This window comes from Neptunomonas antarctica (genome assembly GCF_001305295.1).
Classification (GTDB): Bacteria; Pseudomonadota; Gammaproteobacteria; order Pseudomonadales; family Balneatricaceae; genus Neptunomonas; species Neptunomonas antarctica.
Genome location: NZ_LJSI01000042.1, coordinates 106,961 through 127,032, shown reverse-complemented (window position 1 = coordinate 127,032; position 20,072 = coordinate 106,961). Strand labels below are relative to the sequence as shown.

Sequence of the window (20,072 nt, the reverse complement as noted above, 5' to 3'; positions counted from 1 at the left end):
TTTGTGATCATTTAACGATAGGTAATATCCTGTTCTTTGTGGTCACAACTGGGGCCCTCAGATCTATAATTACTGCACGCCCAAAACTTCCCGTAACGCCCCTCTCTGCTCTTCATTACCCCCTCACACTGCGGGCATAGCGGTATCCACCCACCACATGCATCATTCAGGCAAACGCTAAACCTACCTGATGTTGTCATACCACCCGAACACTGCGGACAAGTGCTCTCGTTATGGTTACATAGTGGGTAATTGGTACAGGCTAAAAAAGAACCATATTGCCCTTTTCTCTTCACCAGTGTTCCTGTTATGCAGGAGGGGCACTCATGCTCTGGAGCGGTTAACTGGGATGCGTCAGTATCGAATTCATTGAGCTCAATGGCGTAGTTATCTTCTAACAGCTCTTTTACAAAATCAGACGTTCTGTTCATATCTGTCAGTAGATAGCATCGATGCCTTGCACGTGTCATGGCCACATAGAATAAACGTCTTTCTTCAGCATCAGGGTATGGCTCGGCTATGGGCAATAAAACATCTAAAAGCGGATCGGTCAGCTTTCGTGAAGGGAATCCATTTTTAGTGTTATCTAATCCCAGGATAACGACGTAATCAGCTTCCTTACCCTTGGATGCGTGGAATGAGTGTTGTTCAATCTTAAGAGCAGGAACCGATCGCTTTAACTGTGCCAGTTCGTTAGATTCTAAAAGCCGGAAGTGATATCTGGCCAGTAGATAGACAGAAGCCCCCTGCTTGGCCATGCCTGCTATTTTCTGCAGTATCTCTACGGTGTGTTTGAATACTTCGTTATTTGAGATGGGCTTCATGACCAGCGAAACCGCAGACTCCTGCACAACGGTATGCGTAGTGATGTGTTTCTTCATCTGGGATGGGTTCTGCATCACAAACTGTGATGCTACATCATTAATGCTGTTGTTAAATCTAAAGGTCTTATCTAACGACGTGGTTTGTGTAGGACCAAACACTGACGCAAAGCCTGTGGTTAGGCCGACATCACTGCCAGCGAAGCGATAAATCGCCTGCCAGTCATCGCCTACGCAAAACACTGATGTATTCTTTCCGGAGTCTCTTAATGCTTTAACCAAACGCGCCCGCGGTGCGGAGATATCCTGAAACTCATCAACAAGAATATAAGACCATGGCGATGTGAAAGATCCATTCTCAATATATCCAATGGCCTTCGCAATCATATCTTCAAAATCGATTTCGTCATTCGCTGTCAGGAAAGCTTCATAACGCTCAATGACAGGCCTCAGTAAATCCATTGCAGCTTTAAGCTGGCCGGTACTTTCTAAATGATCGGCTAGTCGATCTAATTCACCTGAAGCATAACAATTGGCGCGATAACGCTTTACAAGACTCGACAGCAGAACGGAAAATTTTGTAATCGCGCCGAACTCACGCAAGGTATGTAAAACTGAATCAGCAGGCAAAGGCTCGAACTGAACACCCTCGCTCGCCAATTTTGATTCCAGATTGGATAGCAAGCACCCTTCGCGCTGTTCATAGTGATATGTCTCAATCAGTCGTGTGGAGTGCTCACTATGCAGTTGCCGTTTCCACTCAATGCCCGCGTGATAGCCTTCTCTATCGATATAGGGCGCTGTGCTTCCATCTCTATCTATGCCGAGGTGCTCAATATAGATACCGAACTCGGTTAAATAGAAATCAGGTTGATACTGTTTGAAATCAGGCGTTCGGGTATTACTCTCGGAATAATACGGCTTATATTGATACTCAATGCCCATAGCAAACAACCAGTTGGCAATGAGGCACGCTTCAAAACTTTTAACCTCTTCTCCTTTCAGTGTTCTAATTTCATTCGCCCGGATGTATTCGAAGTATTCTCCCTGGGTTTTAAACTCGAAAGGATTAGCTTCAGGAAAAAGGTAGTTTTCAAAATACTTAAGAGTTATTTCTTTGTATTTTGGTATTTCCAGCAAACCAGAAAACCATTGGTCTACATGATTGTTCAGCAGTTTTTCATCACTTGCTAACGGCGAAATAGACGGTTTCTCACCTTCCACCGTTGAAATAACCATTTGGCCTAATACATGAAATGTCCAGGCGCTTACTGAGGTAGTACCCAGCTTATCAGTGATACGATCACGCATTTCAATGGCGGCTTTTTTACCGAAAGCGAGCATTAATACTTCTTGCCCAAGTGCCTGCTTACTTTCTAATAAGTAAGCCACTCTACCCACCATCGTGCTGGTTTTACCCGTCCCTGCGCCGGCTAAAACAAGGTTGTTATCGTCATCGATGATACAGGCTTCACGCTGCCGTTCTGTTAACGGATTCGACTCAATGCTGTCGAAGAGCGTTTGATAATTTTGCTTCTGCTCAAAGACATATCGCGCTCTCATTTCTTCAACAAGTGAGGGATCTAATTCAGCCCAACGTTTAAGTTGAGAGAAAACCTCTTTGATAGCGCCAGGAAGATGCACTTCGTCAGAGGGTATGTGTATCTCCACCAACGCTTTGCTGATGAAGTCACTAATGGCCATACAGTGGCTACTTCTCAGGTAGCCAGTTTTTTGAAGATGGTTAGATATTTTGGTAAGCGTCTTTGCAGCAGATAGTGAATGATAGGTGTAATATTTTTCTGTGAATAATGTCGCCAAAGATAGTGCGCTGGCTTTACTTAACCATCCAACTGAGATGGTCTTGCCGGCGGATTCAAATACAACCTTGTCAAAAATAATGCCTGGGTGATGTTTGCCGACACTGCTCACATCCTTCCAATCGAGGGCTGTCTGCTTTTGATGAGTACTGATCAGCATAAGACCGGAATCTTCTAAGCGGATTTCTTCAAATCGATTACTAAAATACTTTCCTAACCCATTAGATTTATATGACAATTTTTCTACCACTGATCAGTGCCCTTACGATGCATTATCTTTAATTATTCGGGGGATACCATTCTACAAGTTCTGATTCAAGCGGTAAATTACGAATGTAACGTGATGTGGGACATCAGCAGCAAATACAACACTGGCATATGACGTCACCCTACTACAGCTCTTATCTACGATCGACCTCTCTTCACTTCTAATACCTATGTGATTAAAGTAAGCTGTGAAAAATTTTATTATTAAACGGAACTAGAGTCATGCATCGTAAATTAAGTAGTCAGTTCCCAAATCGTAAGCTTCTCTGTGCAGCTATTGCTGCCCTAACGCTTTCAACAGCAGTACAGTCAGCCAATGCTTCAGAAACCTACACCTTTTTGTTTGAAACCGGAGACGCTAGCGCATCAGGCACACTGGTTACAACTTCAGAGTTTAGTACTAATAATGTGAGAGTGGACTATGCTTCTTTAACCTCTTTAGAGGTTTTAGTTTCAGGAGCAGGTTCAGGTAACGGAACTTTTTCATTAGCTGATTTTACGGGCATAGTTTTTTCTGCTGTCGATGGTCTTGATTTCTCCCTAAATCTCTATGGACAAGCTGAAATTTCGGATTTCAACCTGCTCGGAGGCTCTCCAGGTCCTACTGGTCTTAGCACCTATCTCCTAGCTGCAGATGGGGCAACGAGTACCCCAATGCTTCTATCTTGCTTAAAGCTCTCCGCTGCTGGATCCTGCTTTTCAATAGCAAGCGTAATGACAAGCCTGACTGACCTGCAATTAAGTCTTAAGGATGCTAGCCAAGGTATAGACTCGAATATATCGACCACTAACCTTGCTGTTAATGGCGCGCATAGCCGACCTATCTTCCGCCTTGTATCAAAGGGCGAGAAAACATTCTGGGTGGCGGGTGATATTGCTCAGGATAACCATGGTTCTAAAGATGGCAACGGTGCGTTAGCTGAAGTTGGTTTTGGTTACAATTATGGTCCGGCTCAATTAAATATATCCTTAGGCAAAACCTGGTCTGAGCAAAACCTTACTAATAATGGTGGAACAGATACCTACGGCAAGTATGTGATGGTCGAAGGAATTATCCCAATTAAAGGTGTTGAGAATCTTTATGCAACGATAGGTACCTTTGGTCACTGGGGGAGTATCGATGTTAATCGTGGCTACTTAGATGGCACAAATCTTGAGTACTCAGAAGGTTACACTAATTCTACATCATGGGGCGTAAGAGCACGTTTGGATTGGGTCAGTGCTTTTGCAGCAAAATCTATGCAGTTTAGTCCTTATGCCGATATTTGGTATAGCGACACCTCTATAGATAGTTATACCGAATCAGGTGGAAGCTTACCCGCTTCTTTTGCTAAACGTAGTGACAGTGTGACGGACCTGCGTTTAGGTGTTAATGCTAGCAACCCAATTGCAAAGACTAACTTGAATTTAGTCCTGAATGCAGAAGCGGTACATCGCTTTGGTGATAACGGTGCGGTTATTAATGGGCAAGTTGCTGGCTTGGGATCATTCAGTTTCGCAGGCAATGAATATGAACAGAATTGGTTAAAAGGTGGTTTGGGTGTAGAGGGTAAGGTTGGTGCTGGTAAAATATCAGTTATGCTCAATGGCACAACAGAAGGTGAAATGCCTAACACCTGGATCGCAGCTACCTATCAAATAGCTATATAATAGAGTTTTTTTGTAATTACTCAGCTTGATGATTGACTCATGAAGGAAGGCCCGACTTAACCCCGAGCCTTCTTCTCTGAGTACTACCGTTTGTGACGAATTAACTACCGCTTGAATAACGACTATACGATTTAAGGCTATCTTTTTTTGCCTCCGCAGTACAAAACCCGAAATAGTTAAATTAATTTCCACGCAATAATAGTTCCTCCTAGGGAGGATTGGCTTTACCCTTCTTTTTCGTCAAATATAAAAGGATCTTTGTCGGCTTTGATTCGAATCCAGTTTAGGGAAGATCTGACTGCCTTGCGCGAAAGTAGAAACAATTCAAGCCGTCGTTTACCGGGAAACGGTATCAAGCTGAGCCCTACTACCATAGTGATGAGCCCCTGTCCCGGTAAAATAAGCATCGCTATGCCCGCCACTAATAACACCATACCCAGCAATATTTTTACACATTCAACCAGCCACACCCGCTGCTTATGAGGAAATGTTAAGATGTGTTTGTCGTCAACTTTCTCTTGTTCTCTATATTCACGCAGGAAATACGTCTTATCCATACGTGTTATGATCCAGCCCAGGGAAATAAAATAAACGATTGAAGTTATCATCGTCATAGCAATGATCAGGAATATAAAGTTAGCGCCTACGTTACCAATAAGATAATTTGCAGTTTTATTATAAAAATCTATTAACATGACTATTTTTCATTTTTAAGTACATTAGATATTTATTAAATCAGGCTTGAGGTCATCACTAGTAATGCCCGAAGAATTGCTCAATTACATCGTTTTTCATTGGGTTAGCATCATAGGACTGCTGCATGTTAGCGTATCTTTTCCAACCGCGATACATGTGCTGCTGTACAAAGAAAATGAGCGCACATCACTCGCCTGGATTGGGCTTGTAGTCCTATCACCCATGCTGGGAAGTCTGTTTTATTGGCTCTTCGGGATAAACCGAATAAAGCGTTCAGCGCAAAAGCTTTTGCCACTCCCGCACAAAGCAGAACAAAGCTACACAGATAACAATTGTGATCAACAGCATCTCCCGGAAAATTGGCATTCAGCGATGGTAGCGGGGCTTGCGATTCACCCATTTAGTTATTTAGCGGGTAACAGGGTAACGTCACTCGTTAATGGTGAAGAGGCTTACCCGGCGATGATTAATGCTATCCATGACGCCAAACGCCATATTATTTTATCCAGTTATATATTCGACTGCGACTCACTGGGGCAACAATTCGTTGACGCTTTAGCCCAGGCGCATCGGCGCGGAGTGACGGTTCATGTTTTATTCGACGGCGTTGGTGTCGGCTATAGTTGGCGAAAATCGGATAAAGCCTTAAAAAAGCTGGGCGTAAAAACGGCACGATTTCTACCGGCGATTTCGTTTTCGAGTATTCGTTTTATTAATTTAAGAAACCACAGAAAAATACTCTGCGTCGATGGAGAAGTCGCTTATATGGGTGGTATAAATATCAACAAAAATAACTTAGTCAAATCCGCCGTGCATCCCATTGATGATATTCACTTTACGGTGACCGGTCCGGTAATTGATCAAATTAGCCAAGTATTTGTCGAAGACTGGTTTTATGCCACGCATGAAAATATTGATTTCCCTCGCTATGTACCTAAAACAAAAGATACGACAGCCCCCGCCGCTGTTATTGCCAGAGTCATCCAGGACGGACCCGATCAAAACTACGATAAAATCCGCTGGACGTTGATCAATGCGTTAGCGTGCGCACAAAGCACTGTAAGAATTATGACACCCTACTTCATCCCGGATCATACCTTAATGACCGCCCTACATGGTGCGGCTTTACGGGGCGTTTCAATAGAAATCATCGTACCCAAACGTAGTAATATTCCGTTCTTTGACTGGGCAATAGATGCGAATATCCCAAGAATAATGGCGCATGGTATACGCGTTTACCGAAACAAAAGACCTTTTGACCACAGTAAAATTGCACTGATAGATGATATTTGGTCGTTTATAGGCTCCACAAATTGGGACGCCAGAAGTTTGGAGCTTAATTTTGAGATTAATCTTGAATGTTATGATGCGACACTCAACGCTCAATTAACTGAATTCTTTACGTTGAAAAAGAAAAACGCCGTCCTCGTTATTAAAAGTGATATTGAAGGATTACCTACTTACAAAAAAATAAGAAATAATTTTTCCCGATTATTTACACCCTACCTCTAGCCGCCTGTTTATGCCATTTTATGATACATTCCCGGTCAGTCGAACGTCTTCTTAGGATACTTACTTGATGATAAAAAGCCGTTTTAGCCCAATTGAAAAATTAAAAATTATGGGCAATGCATCTGAACGTGCGATGGGGCCGGAAATAGAGGTACTGATATGGAATGTTTTCAAATGCAAAAAAAAGGGGTGGCAGGAAGATTTCGCAAGCTTGTGTCGTAATAAGGATCTGATTCTTTTACAGGAGGCCATTGTAAACTCACCGTTCGACACTTATTTTGAAAAATCGTTAACGTATCAGTGGATTATGGCCCGCAGTTTTCGGGATCTTCGCACCAATCTTGAAACCGGCATTAAAACCGGATCAACAGTGGCCGCCAAAACTAAAGTGCTAATGGCTTCATTACATAGTGAACCCTTCTCAAAAACCAAGAAAATGCTGCTTTCTACTATTTACCCCTTAAACGGACGGCAAGATTCTTTACTCGTAATAAACGCTCACATCATCAACTTTGTCTCCTTTATTAAATTTAAAGCGCATCTGGATACGATTTCCGTAGTACTTGCACAGCATGTCGGCCCCGTGCTTTTGGCTGGCGATTTCAATACGTGGAACCGGAAAAGGCTACGATATTTTCATGAACTTGCCTTGTCTTTTTCATTAATTGAAGCCGACTTGATTCGCAAACCTAAAATGGCCCATTTGTTTCAACACCTTGACCATATTTACTGTAAGGGGTTTGAGATTTTGGATGCCCAAGTACTGACAAACATCCGATCATCGGATCACTACCCGTTACACTTGACGCTACGCATTACTAAATAGACAGGTATAAATAGAAAGGCGTCACTCCCCGCTCCAGTTTATTCATTTCTCTCAATTTGCGTTTGAGAATAAGTAAATACCAGTCCCCCTTCGGGCCTATTCTGCAACTGAATTTCTCCGCCCAGACGCTGCGCAATTTCCTGACTAATGGCAAGCCCCAGTCCATTACCGCTTTGAGTATTACCTTGACTACGGTAAAACGGTTGGAAAACCTGAGTCAGATCTTCGTTCGTTATACCCTTGCCTGTATCTTCCACACGCAACACTGCCTGGTTATTCATGATTGATAAACTGACATCAACCTGTCCGTCGGCAGGTGTATAACGTATGGCATTATCAATAGCATTGCGTACCAATTGTGCCAGCCTTCCGTCCTGATCAAGGACGTATACATCTTCCAGTTTAAGAACGCCAAGATCGACCTTTGCTTGTTCCGCAAGCGGATGAAGATCAGCAATAACCCGCAATATGATCTCCTTAACAGAAACCGGGCTTTTAGGATTTTGCTGATCACTTTGCAAGCGCGCCAGATCAAGTAATTGATTCAGGAGCAAACGTAAGCGCAACAATCCTTTCTGTAGTCGCCCCTGACGTTCCCGTCGGTCATCTTCATTGAGGGCTTTTTCTACATTCTCGGCTTGTAATAAGAGAGCCGTCACCGGCGTTCGGAGTTCGTGTGCGGCATCGGCAATAAAGCGCTGTTGTTTTTTTAGATTTTTTCCAATTCTATCCATTAAATCGTTAATAGATATTACGAAAGGCACTATTTCTGAGGGTAAGTCTTTCTGTGACAACGGCTCTGGTTGTTGAGCATTTTTCTGATGCAGCTGTTTTGCCAGACGATTCAAAGGTTTGAACTGATGCGTTATTTGCCATTTTATGAGCAGCAGCATAATAACCATAAGCACGAGTAAGGGAATAAACACATTAAGACCGCTGGCTAATGCTAAATCATTACGAATTTCTGTTTGTTGGGCGATAACATAGCGCTTGCCACTAGCGGTTTGAGTGACCACATTAACACGCCAGGAGTCGTCCTTAAGCGTTAGCGTCTGTAATCCATCCTCCAATTGGGAGGGGAGCGACAAAGAACCCGCAGCACGACTACGATTAGGTGCAGAGTGCATAGTGCGAGAGTTCATAGCTTGGGAGTTCACAGCCTGGATTAATATAGAAACATCTTTACTCTTTTTATTATCCAGCCCATTAATATTATCAATCACGTAACCTTCGCGTACCAGAATAGAAATTTCGTGTAATAAACCATCCTGTACATCCTTGGCGGCCTCAAAAACAATCACAGAAGACACCAGGCCACCAATGACCATTAATGCGCTAGCTATAAGCAGAACCCAACGAGTTAGCTCCCGCTGTATTGAGCGGTTAACTTTCATTTACTGACCATCCAGCCTAACCCCCGGACATTTTTAATGGCGTCTTTACCGAGTTTCTTACGTAAGCCATGGATGATAAATTCGATGGCATTGCTGGCAACTTCTTCGTTCCAGCCATAGATACGTTCTTCCAGTTCTGCACGAGAAAGGATTGAACCAGGGCGCAGCATCAATGCATGTAATAACGCATATTCACGAGAAGATAACGTATAGACTGTCGAATCACGGCTAACTTCACGGCTGGCAGGGTCTAACGTGAGAATGTCATTACCCAGCAAGGGCGTGGCATTGCCATGATTTCGCCGGATGACCGCACGGATACGCGCCTGTAACTCATCAATAGAAAAGGGTTTTACCAAATAATCATCAGCGCCATAATCCAGGCCTTTTATACGGTCTTCTACCGCATCACGCGCGGTAATAATAATCACTGGAACCGAGTTTTTGTTATGGCGCAGAAGTCTGAGCACTTCAAATCCATCTTTTTCAGGTAACCCCAGATCAAGCAAGAGCAACGCGTATTCTTCAGTGTTAATAGCCGATAAAGCAGTCTCTCCGTCTTGTACCCAATCAACCGTTAATGCGGCATCTTGCAGCGCTTGTTCAATCGCCTGTCCAATTAACGGATCATCTTCAACCAATAAAATTCGCATGGTTTAGTGTTTCACTTGGTCTGGTGCGCTATCCATCACCGTATACTCTGCCTCAATGATACTACTGTCCTGTGCGCCGGCATTTACAAAATCGGAATATTGCGTATTGCTGTCAGCGTATTTTTGTATTTTTCGCTTAAACAACCACAAACGAAAAGCAGCGAAAGGTAGCACCAATAACGAGATAATCATAAGAAACGAGGCGAGAAAAAAGCCGGCAAATATGACCAAAGCTGTACCGATAGCTAACTGTATTTTACTGCGGGTCGACATTGACGGTGATGTTCTGTCAGATGCTTTATTAAACGCTTTAAATTGAGAATATAAAGTAGTCATGTATTGTCCCCTGGTGAAAAAGTCACCCGACTTCATTAATGAATCATATTAGCCTTATCAGCAGCGCGCTTTAATACTTTTCCAGATATTGCATCGATTTCGATATCAGAGACTTGCTGGTTGTTATCAATCATTTCTACGTCCCATACCGCAGCACCATGATCTGTACTTACTTCAACTTTAGCAGGCGTACCCACAACTGTCTTTTGAGCGATGCTAACGGCCTGTTCAAGTGTGATAGAAGAAGCGCTGACTGCTAATACATCGTTAGCAGATAAGCTCTTTGCCGGTACAATCATAGATGCACCCGTCAACGTTAAGCCACCAATAACAGCAGCGACAATAAATTGTTTGAATTTTTTCATAACACCTCCCCCATTGATTTAAGTCTGCTGACAACAGATAGCCTGCTAATGGGTAAATATTACCGGAGCAAACTTAGCTACAACTTAGCTACACTTTAAATAGCAAAAAAATTAACTATTTTTTATTAATCGCTTTATAAAACAGGGGCGCGCGCTGTCTGTGTTTTTCAAGGCGCTTGTCATCAAGAGCCAATAAATCTTGTATTGACGCTAAATTAAACTAATATACTGTATATATAAACAGTATATGGTTTTTTAATGCTTACATTCATCCCCCTCAAAGCTCAAGCTGGCATAACAGGATTTGAATCCCCTGCCGCTGAATACACGGATCTATCGCTAACGCTGGATCAGCTTCTTATCGATCATCCTTCGGCAACCTACCTGGGCATTGTCGAAGGCGAGTCGATGCAAGGCGTTGGAATATTCCCGCACGATATTCTTGTCGTGTCTCGCGCAGAAAAAGTGGTCTCCGGGGATGTGATCGTTGCGACATTAAACGGGACGTTCGTCTGTAAAATAGCGGATACAAAATACATGCGATTACTCTCTTCTTCACCCGATTTTAAAACTTACCAGCTGAATGATGGCGATGAGTTTATCGTTGAAGGCGTGGTAACGCGTTCCATCCGCATGCACCGCCCTTTTAAGCGCAGCCTTATTTGATGTACGCGCTCTGTGATGTGAACTCTATGTATGCCAGTTGCGAGAAGGTTTTTGATCCTTCAATTCGCAATAAGCCTGTGATTGTTCTCACTAACAATGATGGCTGTATTTGTGCGGCCTGTGGAATTGCAAAACGGATGGGTATTGGCAAAAAGTTTGTGCCCTACTTTCAAGTTAAGGATGAACTGGCCGCTGCCGGCGCTATTATCCGTAGCTCTAACTATGAACTCTACGCAGATCTGTCTCAGCGAATGATGGATACCTGTGCACGTTTTGCTCCTCATTTTCATATCTACAGTATCGATGAGTGCTTTTTATATTACGGTGCCAACTATGTCCCGCCTGAAGGATGGAATGCTCATGCCGCCCTGATACGTCGTACCGTGTGGAAAGAAGTAAGATTACCGATTGGCGTTGGCGTCGGTTCAACACCGACATTAGCAAAAGCAGCTAATCATGCATCAAAACGTATTGATGGATATCGTGGCGTCGCCGTCATCGACAATGAGCAAATCCGCCAGCATATCCTGAAGCACATGGACGTCACCGATGTATGGGGCATTGGTCGCCGCTTGGGCAAGCGTCTCAATGATGTGGGTATAAACACAGCGTGGCAACTCTCAAAAGCCAAACCTGGCTTCATACGTAAAGAATTCAGCATACTCGTAGAAAATACCGTACATGAGCTCAACGGAATACCCAAACTAAACTGGGACGAGGTCCGATCTCCCAAGCAGCAGATATTTTCAACGCGCTCATTCGGGCAACGCGTGACTGATAAAACGGAATTACGACATGCCCTCATCTCACACGTAACTATCGCGGCCAGTAAACTAAGGCGACAAAATAGTCTGCTTAAGACGCTTCAGGTCTTTGCTTGCAGCTCGCCCCACGATAACGATAGTTATTACCGCCAATCAATACTGCATACCTTTCCAGCGCCGACCAGTGATACAAGTATCATCGCTCATGCGGTCAGCACTTTGGTTGATAGCGTTTATCGTAAAGGCGTGAAGTTTTATAAATGCGGAGTGGGTCTGATTGAGCTTGTTGATGCCGCCCATTATCAGCAAGACCTGTTTAATGTTTTACATGATAAAACAGATTTAATGCATTGTATTGATAGAATAAACTCTCGATATGGACGCAATACTGTGCATGTTGCAGCACAAGGAACTATACAGAGTACTACACAAAGCACTACACAAGGAGCTACTCAAAAATTTGCGATGCGTAGGGAGTTTTTATCTCCACAATATACGACTCGACTAGCCGACATACCGAAGATTTTTTGTGATTAATAAAAAATTATTGAACCGCACCCTGCTGGAAATTCACTCTTAAAGATCAACCATCGTACTGAACAAACTTATAAATATATCACTCAAAGGACTACCAAGATTCATAGCTCGCATCTTGCCAATCACTTGCCCAGTCTTCAGGTACAGTTTTCTCATCTAACAAACAATTTATGGTAATTCCTGGATAGAGTTGCGCATAGGTTTTAACATTTGTTCCCTGCACCCTGTGGTTAATATGTTTAGGCTTAAGCTCTGATATATGACCCAGTCCGGCCGCCGCCACGAGTTCCATTAAATTAAACACCGTTTCTTTATGAAATCTGGCGACTCTGGCGCCTTTGTCAGTCACGACTAAACCATTGTTTCTGGAAGGGTTTGACGTGGCAATACCCGTGGGGCAGTGGTTGCTATTGCAGGTTCTCGATTGAATACAGCCTAGCGCTAACATCATCCCACGCGCTGAATTGACTGCATCAGCTCCCAGCGCCATCGATCTTAATATATGGAAGGCTGTAAACATTTTTCCTGAGGCTATAATGCGTATTTTATCGCGTAATCCAACACCCACTAATGCATTATTAACAAAAACTAACGCATCTTTAAGCGGCGTCCCAACCGAATTTGTAAATTCTATTGGCGCAGCACCTGTGCCACCTTCTCCACCGTCTACGGTAATAAAATCAGGTAAAATATTCGTTTTTAACATGGCTTTGCATATAGCAAGAAACTCGTCCCGGCGACCAATACATAGTTTGAAGCCCACCGGCTTTCCGCCACTCAATGTACGCAATTGACTGACGAACTCTAATAGTTCAACCGGCGTGGAAAACGCAGAATGCGCTGCAGGAGACACAACATCGGCTCCCATAGGTACGTGCCTTATTAGTGCAATTTCTTCTGTTAGTTTAGCGGCAGGAAGAATTCCACCATGACCAGGCTTTGCACCTTGGCTCAATTTAATTTCGATCATTTTAACCACGTCGCGTTTTGCATTGTCTTCAAACGTAACAGGATTAAAATCACCGTTATCGTCTCGACAGCCGAAATAACCCGTACCAATTTGCCAGACGATATCTCCCCCGTGCTCCAGGTGATAGGGGCTGATACTTCCTTCGCCAGTATTGTGATAAAACCCGCCTATTTGTGCACCGCGATTAAGTGCCATGATGGCATTTTTACTTAAGGCGCCGTAGCTCATAGCGGAAATATTCAGCGGGGATGCCATGTAAGGCAAGGTGCACTGGTCGCCACCAAATTTTATTCTTGGACGGAAATCTATAGCGTGTTTAGGCTGTAAAGAGTGGTTCACCCATTCATAACCGGCTCGATTAACGTCAAAGACAGTACCAAAAGGACGCGTATCTCTATCCCCTTTCGCTCTCTGGTATATGATCGAACGAAACTCCCGACTAATGGGCATACCATCTGTTTCGGACTCGATAAAATACTGCTGTAATTCCGTACGCACGGATTCGAGAAAATACCGAAAGTGCCCGACAATGGGATATAAGCGACGAATAGTGTGGCGAGTCTGAGTGACATCGATCAACCCTAAAGTAATTATCGGTACGACTAAAAAAAACATCCAAATCATAGAAGGCCAAACTTGTGCACCCAGCAATATTAAAATCGGGCTGATAACAGCGAATATGAAAAAATACTGGCGAGCGCTCATAAAAAATACCCTACTAAATAGTCCAATTTCAGTACTATATTGCATAAAAATTACTTATTTATAGACGACCTTAGCATTTACCTTACAGACAAATGCAGCCATTCAAAAAGCATGCAAAGCTTTCCTTTCGCAGTGCGTTGCAAGGGTGAATAAGGAGGCGATACTTCCTGCTTAGTGACTTTTCTGTCGATGGTTTGACCTTCTTCTGAGCGTAGCGCTGCTTTTTTAGCTTCTCTTCGTTCGAAGGCCGAATTAGCTACTTTAGCAAAGGATGCATACTGCCCAGTAGACATCTGGGTAGCGCCAGTGGGACATTGATTTCTGCTGCTGGACGTGTTTTTTCCTTTCGGTGTGCTACACATAGCAACCCCTCCTGAGTGAACAAAGTTCCCGGAAAAATGTAAGTACCACAGCAATTTAGCAAATGAATATGAAACGAAACTGAAAATATCTTCAGGAGTTTTGACGAAGTGGTTAGCGGGCCAGTAAGCCCCTATTTTGTTGTGATTAACTGGCCATTAGTCAGGTATATCGATGGCATAGATATCTCGTACGGTTACGGAGTACGAAGGATATTAGTGCTCTGAATAGATAGAAGTGCTATTGAGCAATGGGTGGCATAGCAGAGAGTGCTAAATCAGCCACTTCCGTTAATTCTTCCGAGGTCGCACCATTATTGGCCTGGATCGCCATGCCTTGAATAACCGTGCCTATGTAACGCGCCAAAGCACCTACATTAGTTGTCGCCGGGATATCCCCTTCGGCTTGGGCACGTGCTAAGCGATCACGCACACGTTGCTCACCCTCTTGTCGACGGGCAATAAGCGCTTCTTTCACGGTACTGGCTGTTTCGCTGCAAGACAAAGCGCCCTGTATAATGACGCAGCCTTGCGGGTGGCTTTTGTCTGCAAAATTTGCGGCGGCTCCGTACAGCATTTTTTTAACGACTTGGTGGGCGGTTGGTTCATCGAGTGCGGGTCCAAAAAAAGCACAAGGACGGTTTTCATATACCTCGATTGCTTTTAAAAATAGCTGATCTTTATTACCAAAAGTAGAATATAAGCTCGGCTTGTTAATGCCCATCGCTTCCGTCAGATCTGCTAACGAAGTACCGTCGTAACCTTTACGCCAAAAGACTTCTAAGGCTTTCTCTAACGCAACTTCTGGATCAAAGGCACGCGGTCTACCAACCGAAGCTGCACAACGTGAATCCGACATGACTCTTCTCCTAAGAACAATTTTTGTATCGCAAACCTAACCAGACAATTTACCCAGACTCACTAGCCTGCACAGCTACTAACTACCAACCCGGCAGGATGAGGCAAGAACCGCTCAGTTTTGGCATTCAAGTGTAACGCATAGCTACCTAAACTACAGGTATGTACGTACATACAGATTCAATTACATTGCCTGACATTTCTGATTAAAAGCATTGTTGCAATCGCAAGATACAGTGTTCGATAAATATAATACCAATCGGTACAAAATAGATTGTACATACGAGTTACTCATTATATTCTTACCACTCGGTACAAAACTAGTGCAAGCGTCAAGAAAAACTGGATTTCTTCATCGCTGTACTCAGGCACTCGCTTTAATGCGGTTTTATTAAACATCATATGACTCAAGAGACTAACGCTATGAGCACCAAAAAAATGATTAGAAACCTTACGCTTGGCAGTATTGCTGCCATGGTGCTAACAGCGTGTGGTGGTGGTAAAGAAGCAGCCGCCCCTGGTGCGCCACCTCCACCGGAAGTCTCCGTTGCGCACGTCATTCACGAACGCATTACCGAATGGGATGAGTTCACCGGCCGCTTACAAGCTCCGCAGACCGTGAACCTTGTCCCCCGTGTTTCTGGCTATATTGAAAAAGTGATGTTCCAGGAAGGCGCGCTGGTTAAAAAAGACGACGTACTCTTCCTTATTGATTCGAACCCGTTTGATACCGAAGTAAAGCGTTTAACAGCAGATTTAAGTAACGCTAAAGCGGCTGCACGACTGGCTGGCAACGATTATGATCGCGCAAAAAAGCTGAGTAAGCAGCGTGCTATCTCTACAGAAGCAGTAGATAACCGACTCGCTCAGCAACAGCAAACGGCTGCACAAGTCGCCTCTGTACAAGCGGCATTAACACGTGCGCAATTAGACGTGGCTTATACCAGAGTAACGGCCCCGATTGATGGTCGCGTATCCTATGCACGGGTGACTGAGGGGAATTTTGTTAATGCAGGCCAAAGCGAGCTAACCAGCCTGGTATCTACCGATACCATGTATGCCTATTTTGATCTGGATGAACAAACTTACCTAAAATACGGGCAGCTTGCTAATACCGGAAAACGCGCGGATACACGTGATATCGATACCAGCAACCCTGTTTATATGGGGCTGGCTAATGATACTGGTTACTCTCACATCGGTCATATCGACTTTGTTGATAACAGCATGAATCAACAAACCGGCACTATTCGGGTACGTGCCCGCTTTGCAAACAAGGATAACAACTTAATTCCGGGTTTGTTTACACGCCTCAAACTTATCGGCAGCGATACATACAAAGGCATTCTTGTCGACAATAAAGCCATCGGCACCGACCTCAACAATAAATTTGTTTTGGTTGTAAATGCCGAGAACACACTGGAATACCGCCCTGTTACCCTGGGTGAAAGCATCAACGGGTTACGTATTGTGACCCAGGGATTATCGCCTGACGATGTGATTGTTGTTAACGGTTTACAGCGCGTTCGCCCCACCATGAAGATCAAACCTAAGTCCGTTGCCATGGCTAGCGATGCAGCACTCGCTGCCCTACACGCTGAACAACAAACCTTAGATACCGCTAGTGCCGCACTTAGCAGCGCGACAGAACCCACAGACAACCGCGGTTAAACCAAAGGCCAAGGTTCAGTAAGGAGCCATTATGTTATCCCAGTTTTTTATCAAGCGACCGATATTTGCGGCCGTGCTCTCACTGTTGTTTTTTATTGGTGGCGCCATCGCGGTATGGCAATTACCTATTACCGAATACCCTGACGTCGTACCACCCACGGTTGTTGTCACGGCTAACTACCCGGGTGCCAACCCAAAAGTTATCGCTGAAACTGTTGCTTCACCGCTGGAGCAGGAGATTAACGGCGTTGAAGACATGCTGTATATGTCATCTCAGGCAACGTCCGATGGGCGCATGACACTGACCGTCACCTTTGCGATTGGTACTGATATCGATCTGGCTCAAACTCAGGTACAAAGCCGTGTTGAGCGGGCTAAACCGCGCTTACCACAAGAAGTACAGCGTTTGGGTGTGGTAACAGAAAAATCATCACCCAGCCTCACCATGGTGGTGCATTTAACCTCCCCGGATGAAAGGTACGACATGCTCTACCTTTCAAACTATGCGGCACTCAACGTAAAAGATGAGCTAGCCCGTATTGAGGGCGTAGGTGCCGTTCGCTTGTTTGGTGCGGGCGAATACAGCATGCGTGTTTGGCTTGATCCCAATAAAGTCGCTGCACTGGGTTTATCTCCCACAGACGTTATTGCGGCGATTCGCGAGCAAAACCAGCAGGCGGCGGCCGGTAGTCTGGGTGCCCAGCCAAGTGGTAGTGCAGACTTTCAATTACTGATCAATGTAAAAGGCCGTCTTTCAAAAGTAGAAGAATTTGAAGACATTATCGTTAATGTCGGTGCCCAGGGAGAGATTACACGCTTAAAAGCGATTGCACGGGTCGAACTCGGCTCTTCTACTTATGCCCTTCGCTCTTTACTAGATAACAAAGAAGCGGTGGCGATTCCGGTCTTCCAGGCTTCCGGTTCGAATGCCATTCAGATCTCTGATGATGTGCGTTCGAAAATGGCAGAGCTATCACAAACATTCCCGCAGGGCTTGAGCTACGACATTGTCTACGATCCAACCGTGTTTGTACGCGGGTCCATTGAAGCCGTGGTTAAAACCTTGCTTGAAGCGATCCTGCTAGTCGTGGTGGTTGTTATACTCTTCTTGCAAACCTGGCGCGCGTCTATCATTCCCCTGGTAGCGGTGCCTGTCTCTTTAGTAGGCACCTTTGCTTTTATGCATTTTCTGGGTTTTTCATTAAACGCACTCTCGCTATTCGGATTAGTCTTAGCGATCGGGATCGTCGTAGACGATGCCATTGTTGTTGTTGAAAACGTTGAGCGTAATATCGAAGACGGCCTATCACCTGTCGCGGCAACACAAAAAGCCATGAAAGAAGTGACAGGTCCCATCGTGGCAACCACATTGGTGTTAGCCGCGGTCTTTATTCCTACCGCCTTTATGTCGGGTTTAACGGGGCAGTTCTATAAACAGTTTGCCCTCACTATTACCATCTCTACCTTTATTTCTGCGATCAATTCGCTAACCCTCAGCCCTGCTTTGTCTGCTTTGCTATTGAAGGGCAAGCACGAAAAAAAGGATGGGTTAACACGCGCCATGGACGCCTTATTAGGTGGCTGGTTATTCAAGCCGTTTAACCTGTTTTTTGCAAAGCTATCTCACGGTTACGGCTGGCTGGTTAAAAAAGTCATCCGCTTTGGCGCACTGATTGGCTTAATCTACATTGGCTTAATTGCCTTAACCGGTTACCAATTTAACACCACGCCCACAGGCTATGTGCCGGGTCAGGATAAGCAATACCTGATTGCCTTTGCTCAATTGCCCGATGCAGCATCGCTGGATCGTACCGAGGCCGTTATCAAAGAGATGTCTCGTATTGCCCTTGAGCAGCCTGGTGTGTCTCACTCGGTCGCATTTCCGGGCCTTAGCATCAATGGTTTCACCAATAGTCCCAACAGCGGTGTGGTATTCACCCCATTAACTGACTTTGATCAACGCACCGACCCTTCGCTTTCTGCACAAGCGATAGCCGGCGCACTCAACCAAAAGTTTGCAGGGATCGAGGACGCCTTTATTGCCATTTTCCCGCCACCACCGGTGATGGGCTTAGGCACCATTGGCGGATTTCGTCTACAGATACAAGACCGGGCAAACTACGGTTATAACGAACTCTACAAAGTCACTATGCAGGTCATGCAAAAAGCATGGGCTACACCAGAGCTGACCGGTGTTTTCTCAAGCTATCAGGTAAATGTTCCTCAGTTGGATTTGGATATAGACCGGACCAAGGCTAAGCAACAATCCGTGTCGTTAAATGAGCTGTTCGACACACTGCAGGCCTATATGGGTTCTGCCTATGTGAATGACTTCAACCAGTTTGGCCGTACCTACCAGGTAAACGTACAAGCCGATGAACAATTCCGACAAACACCCGAGCAAATCAACCAATTAAAAGTCCGCAACCAAAACGGTGAGATGATCCCGCTGGGTTCCTTTATTAACGTGACGAATACCGCAGGCCCGGACCGTGTTATGCACTACAACGGCTTTACCACAGCCGAGCTAAATGGTGGCCCGGCGCCGGGCTTTAGTAGCGGTGAAGCACAAGCCGCTATCGAGAAAATCCTCGCGGAAACCCTGCCTAACGGCATGACCTATGAGTGGACGGAGCTAACTTACCAACAGATTCTGGCAGGTAACGCCGGCATGTTTATCTACCCATTAGTTATTTTATTAGTGTTCATGGTGCTGGCCGCTCAGTACGAAAGCCTGAGCTTGCCAATGGCCATCATCCTGATTATTCCAATGACACTGTTATCAGCGCTCACAGGAGTACTCATTTACGGTGGGGATAATAATATCTTCACGCAAATAGGCTTAGTGGTGCTGGTGGGCTTAGCGACCAAGAACGCCATACTGATCGTTGAGTTCGCTCGAGAACTTCAAGATCACGGCATGAATCGACTCGACGCCATTTTAGAAGCGGGACGATTACGTTTGCGCCCTATTCTGATGACCTCTATCGCCTTCATCATGGGTGTCGTCCCTATGGTTTTCTCCAGCGGAGCAGGCTCTGAAATGCGCCAGGCGATGGGCGTAGCGGTGTTCTCCGGCATGATTGGTGTCACTGTTTTTGGTCTCATCTTAACGCCATTGTTCTATTACGCGCTGGCAAAACGTGATCCGAAACCAAACGCTAGCGCGGATGCATCCGGGCACAAAGCAGGAATATAAGCC

At 44.8% G+C, this 20,072-nt stretch carries 16 protein-coding genes; 7 read left to right on the top strand and 9 right to left on the bottom strand.

Annotated elements, in window-relative coordinates; genetic code table 11:
• Positions 1-11 precede the first annotated feature (11 nt).
• Entirely contained in the window at positions 12-2,879 is a 2,868-nt protein-coding gene (locus tag Nant_RS10545) for a UvrD-helicase domain-containing protein (RefSeq protein ID WP_162224938.1), read from the bottom strand.
• 251 nt (positions 2,880-3,130) lie between these two features.
• On the opposite strand from Nant_RS10545, the gene Nant_RS10540 reads away from it, so the two are divergent.
• Positions 3,131-4,558, top strand: a complete 1,428-nt coding sequence (locus Nant_RS10540; RefSeq protein WP_054341610.1) for an autotransporter outer membrane beta-barrel domain-containing protein — start codon at positions 3,131-3,133, stop codon at positions 4,556-4,558.
• A 224-nt stretch (positions 4,559-4,782) separates the two neighbouring features.
• On the opposite strand, the gene Nant_RS10535 is transcribed toward Nant_RS10540, so the two are convergent.
• On the bottom strand, positions 4,783-5,115 hold the full coding sequence (locus Nant_RS10535; protein WP_202904993.1) for a hypothetical protein: 333 nt from the start codon (positions 5,113-5,115) through the stop codon (positions 4,783-4,785).
• Positions 5,116-5,317: 202 nt separating this feature from the next.
• On the opposite strand from Nant_RS10535, the gene Nant_RS10530 reads away from it, so the two are divergent.
• Together Nant_RS10530 and Nant_RS10525 are read left to right on the top strand one after the other, a co-directional pair.
• Positions 5,318-6,766: a phospholipase D-like domain-containing protein gene (locus Nant_RS10530; RefSeq protein ID WP_054341608.1), complete on the top strand. Its 1,449-nt coding sequence runs from the start codon at positions 5,318-5,320 to the stop codon at positions 6,764-6,766.
• Positions 6,767-6,833: 67 nt separating this feature from the next.
• The gene (locus Nant_RS10525; RefSeq protein WP_054341607.1) at positions 6,834-7,592 is read left to right on the top strand and encodes an endonuclease/exonuclease/phosphatase family protein; all 759 of its coding nucleotides are present in this window, start codon (positions 6,834-6,836) and stop codon (positions 7,590-7,592) included.
• Positions 7,593-7,630: 38 nt separating this feature from the next.
• On the opposite strand, the gene Nant_RS10520 is transcribed toward Nant_RS10525, so the two are convergent.
• The 4 genes from Nant_RS10520 to Nant_RS10505 are packed head-to-tail and all read right to left on the bottom strand — an operon-like array spanning position 7,631 to position 10,340.
• A complete protein-coding gene (locus Nant_RS10520) occupies positions 7,631-8,986 on the bottom strand; it encodes an ATP-binding protein (RefSeq protein WP_054341606.1) in 1,356 nt (451 codons plus the stop codon).
• Positions 8,983-9,639, bottom strand: coding sequence for a response regulator (locus tag Nant_RS10515; RefSeq protein WP_054341605.1), 657 nt, complete (start codon positions 9,637-9,639; stop codon positions 8,983-8,985). The genes Nant_RS10520 and Nant_RS10515 overlap by 4 nt, the downstream gene beginning before the upstream one ends.
• 3 nt (positions 9,640-9,642) lie before the next feature.
• Complete coding sequence (locus Nant_RS10510; protein ID WP_054341604.1) at positions 9,643-9,975, bottom strand: hypothetical protein; 333 nt, start codon at positions 9,973-9,975, stop codon at positions 9,643-9,645.
• A 35-nt stretch (positions 9,976-10,010) separates the two neighbouring features.
• Positions 10,011-10,340 carry a PepSY domain-containing protein gene (locus Nant_RS10505; RefSeq protein WP_054341603.1) on the bottom strand — a complete coding sequence of 110 codons (330 nt, stop codon included), beginning with the start codon at positions 10,338-10,340 and terminating at the stop codon, positions 10,011-10,013.
• Between the two features lie 258 nt (positions 10,341-10,598).
• Between Nant_RS10505 and Nant_RS10500 the strand changes: the two genes are divergently transcribed.
• Both Nant_RS10500 and Nant_RS10495 read left to right on the top strand, forming a co-directional pair.
• Complete coding sequence (locus Nant_RS10500; RefSeq protein WP_054341602.1) at positions 10,599-11,006, top strand: LexA family protein; 408 nt, start codon at positions 10,599-10,601, stop codon at positions 11,004-11,006.
• Positions 11,006-12,307 carry a Y-family DNA polymerase gene (locus Nant_RS10495; protein ID WP_054341601.1) on the top strand — a complete coding sequence of 434 codons (1,302 nt, stop codon included), beginning with the start codon at positions 11,006-11,008 and terminating at the stop codon, positions 12,305-12,307. Before Nant_RS10500 ends, Nant_RS10495 begins: the two co-directional genes overlap by 1 nt.
• A 91-nt stretch (positions 12,308-12,398) precedes the next feature.
• Here the strand turns inward: Nant_RS10495 and Nant_RS10490 are convergent, their stop codons facing one another.
• The 3 genes from Nant_RS10490 to Nant_RS10480 form a co-directional block, all read right to left on the bottom strand.
• A complete protein-coding gene (locus Nant_RS10490) occupies positions 12,399-13,982 on the bottom strand; it encodes an FMN-binding glutamate synthase family protein (protein ID WP_054341600.1) in 1,584 nt (527 codons plus the stop codon).
• Positions 13,983-14,059: 77 nt separating this feature from the next.
• Positions 14,060-14,344 carry a hypothetical protein gene (locus Nant_RS10485; protein WP_054341599.1) on the bottom strand — a complete coding sequence of 95 codons (285 nt, stop codon included), beginning with the start codon at positions 14,342-14,344 and terminating at the stop codon, positions 14,060-14,062.
• 238 nt (positions 14,345-14,582) lie between these two features.
• On the bottom strand, positions 14,583-15,200 hold the full coding sequence (locus tag Nant_RS10480; RefSeq protein WP_054341598.1) for a TetR/AcrR family transcriptional regulator: 618 nt from the start codon (positions 15,198-15,200) through the stop codon (positions 14,583-14,585).
• A 422-nt stretch (positions 15,201-15,622) separates the two neighbouring features.
• Between Nant_RS10480 and Nant_RS10475 the strand changes: the two genes are divergently transcribed.
• Positions 15,623-16,870, top strand: coding sequence for an efflux RND transporter periplasmic adaptor subunit (locus tag Nant_RS10475; RefSeq protein ID WP_054341597.1), 1,248 nt, complete (start codon positions 15,623-15,625; stop codon positions 16,868-16,870).
• Between the two features lie 28 nt (positions 16,871-16,898).
• Positions 16,899-20,069, top strand: coding sequence for an efflux RND transporter permease subunit (locus tag Nant_RS10470; protein WP_179078929.1), 3,171 nt, complete (start codon positions 16,899-16,901; stop codon positions 20,067-20,069).
• The last annotated feature ends 3 nt before the right edge of the window (positions 20,070-20,072 follow it).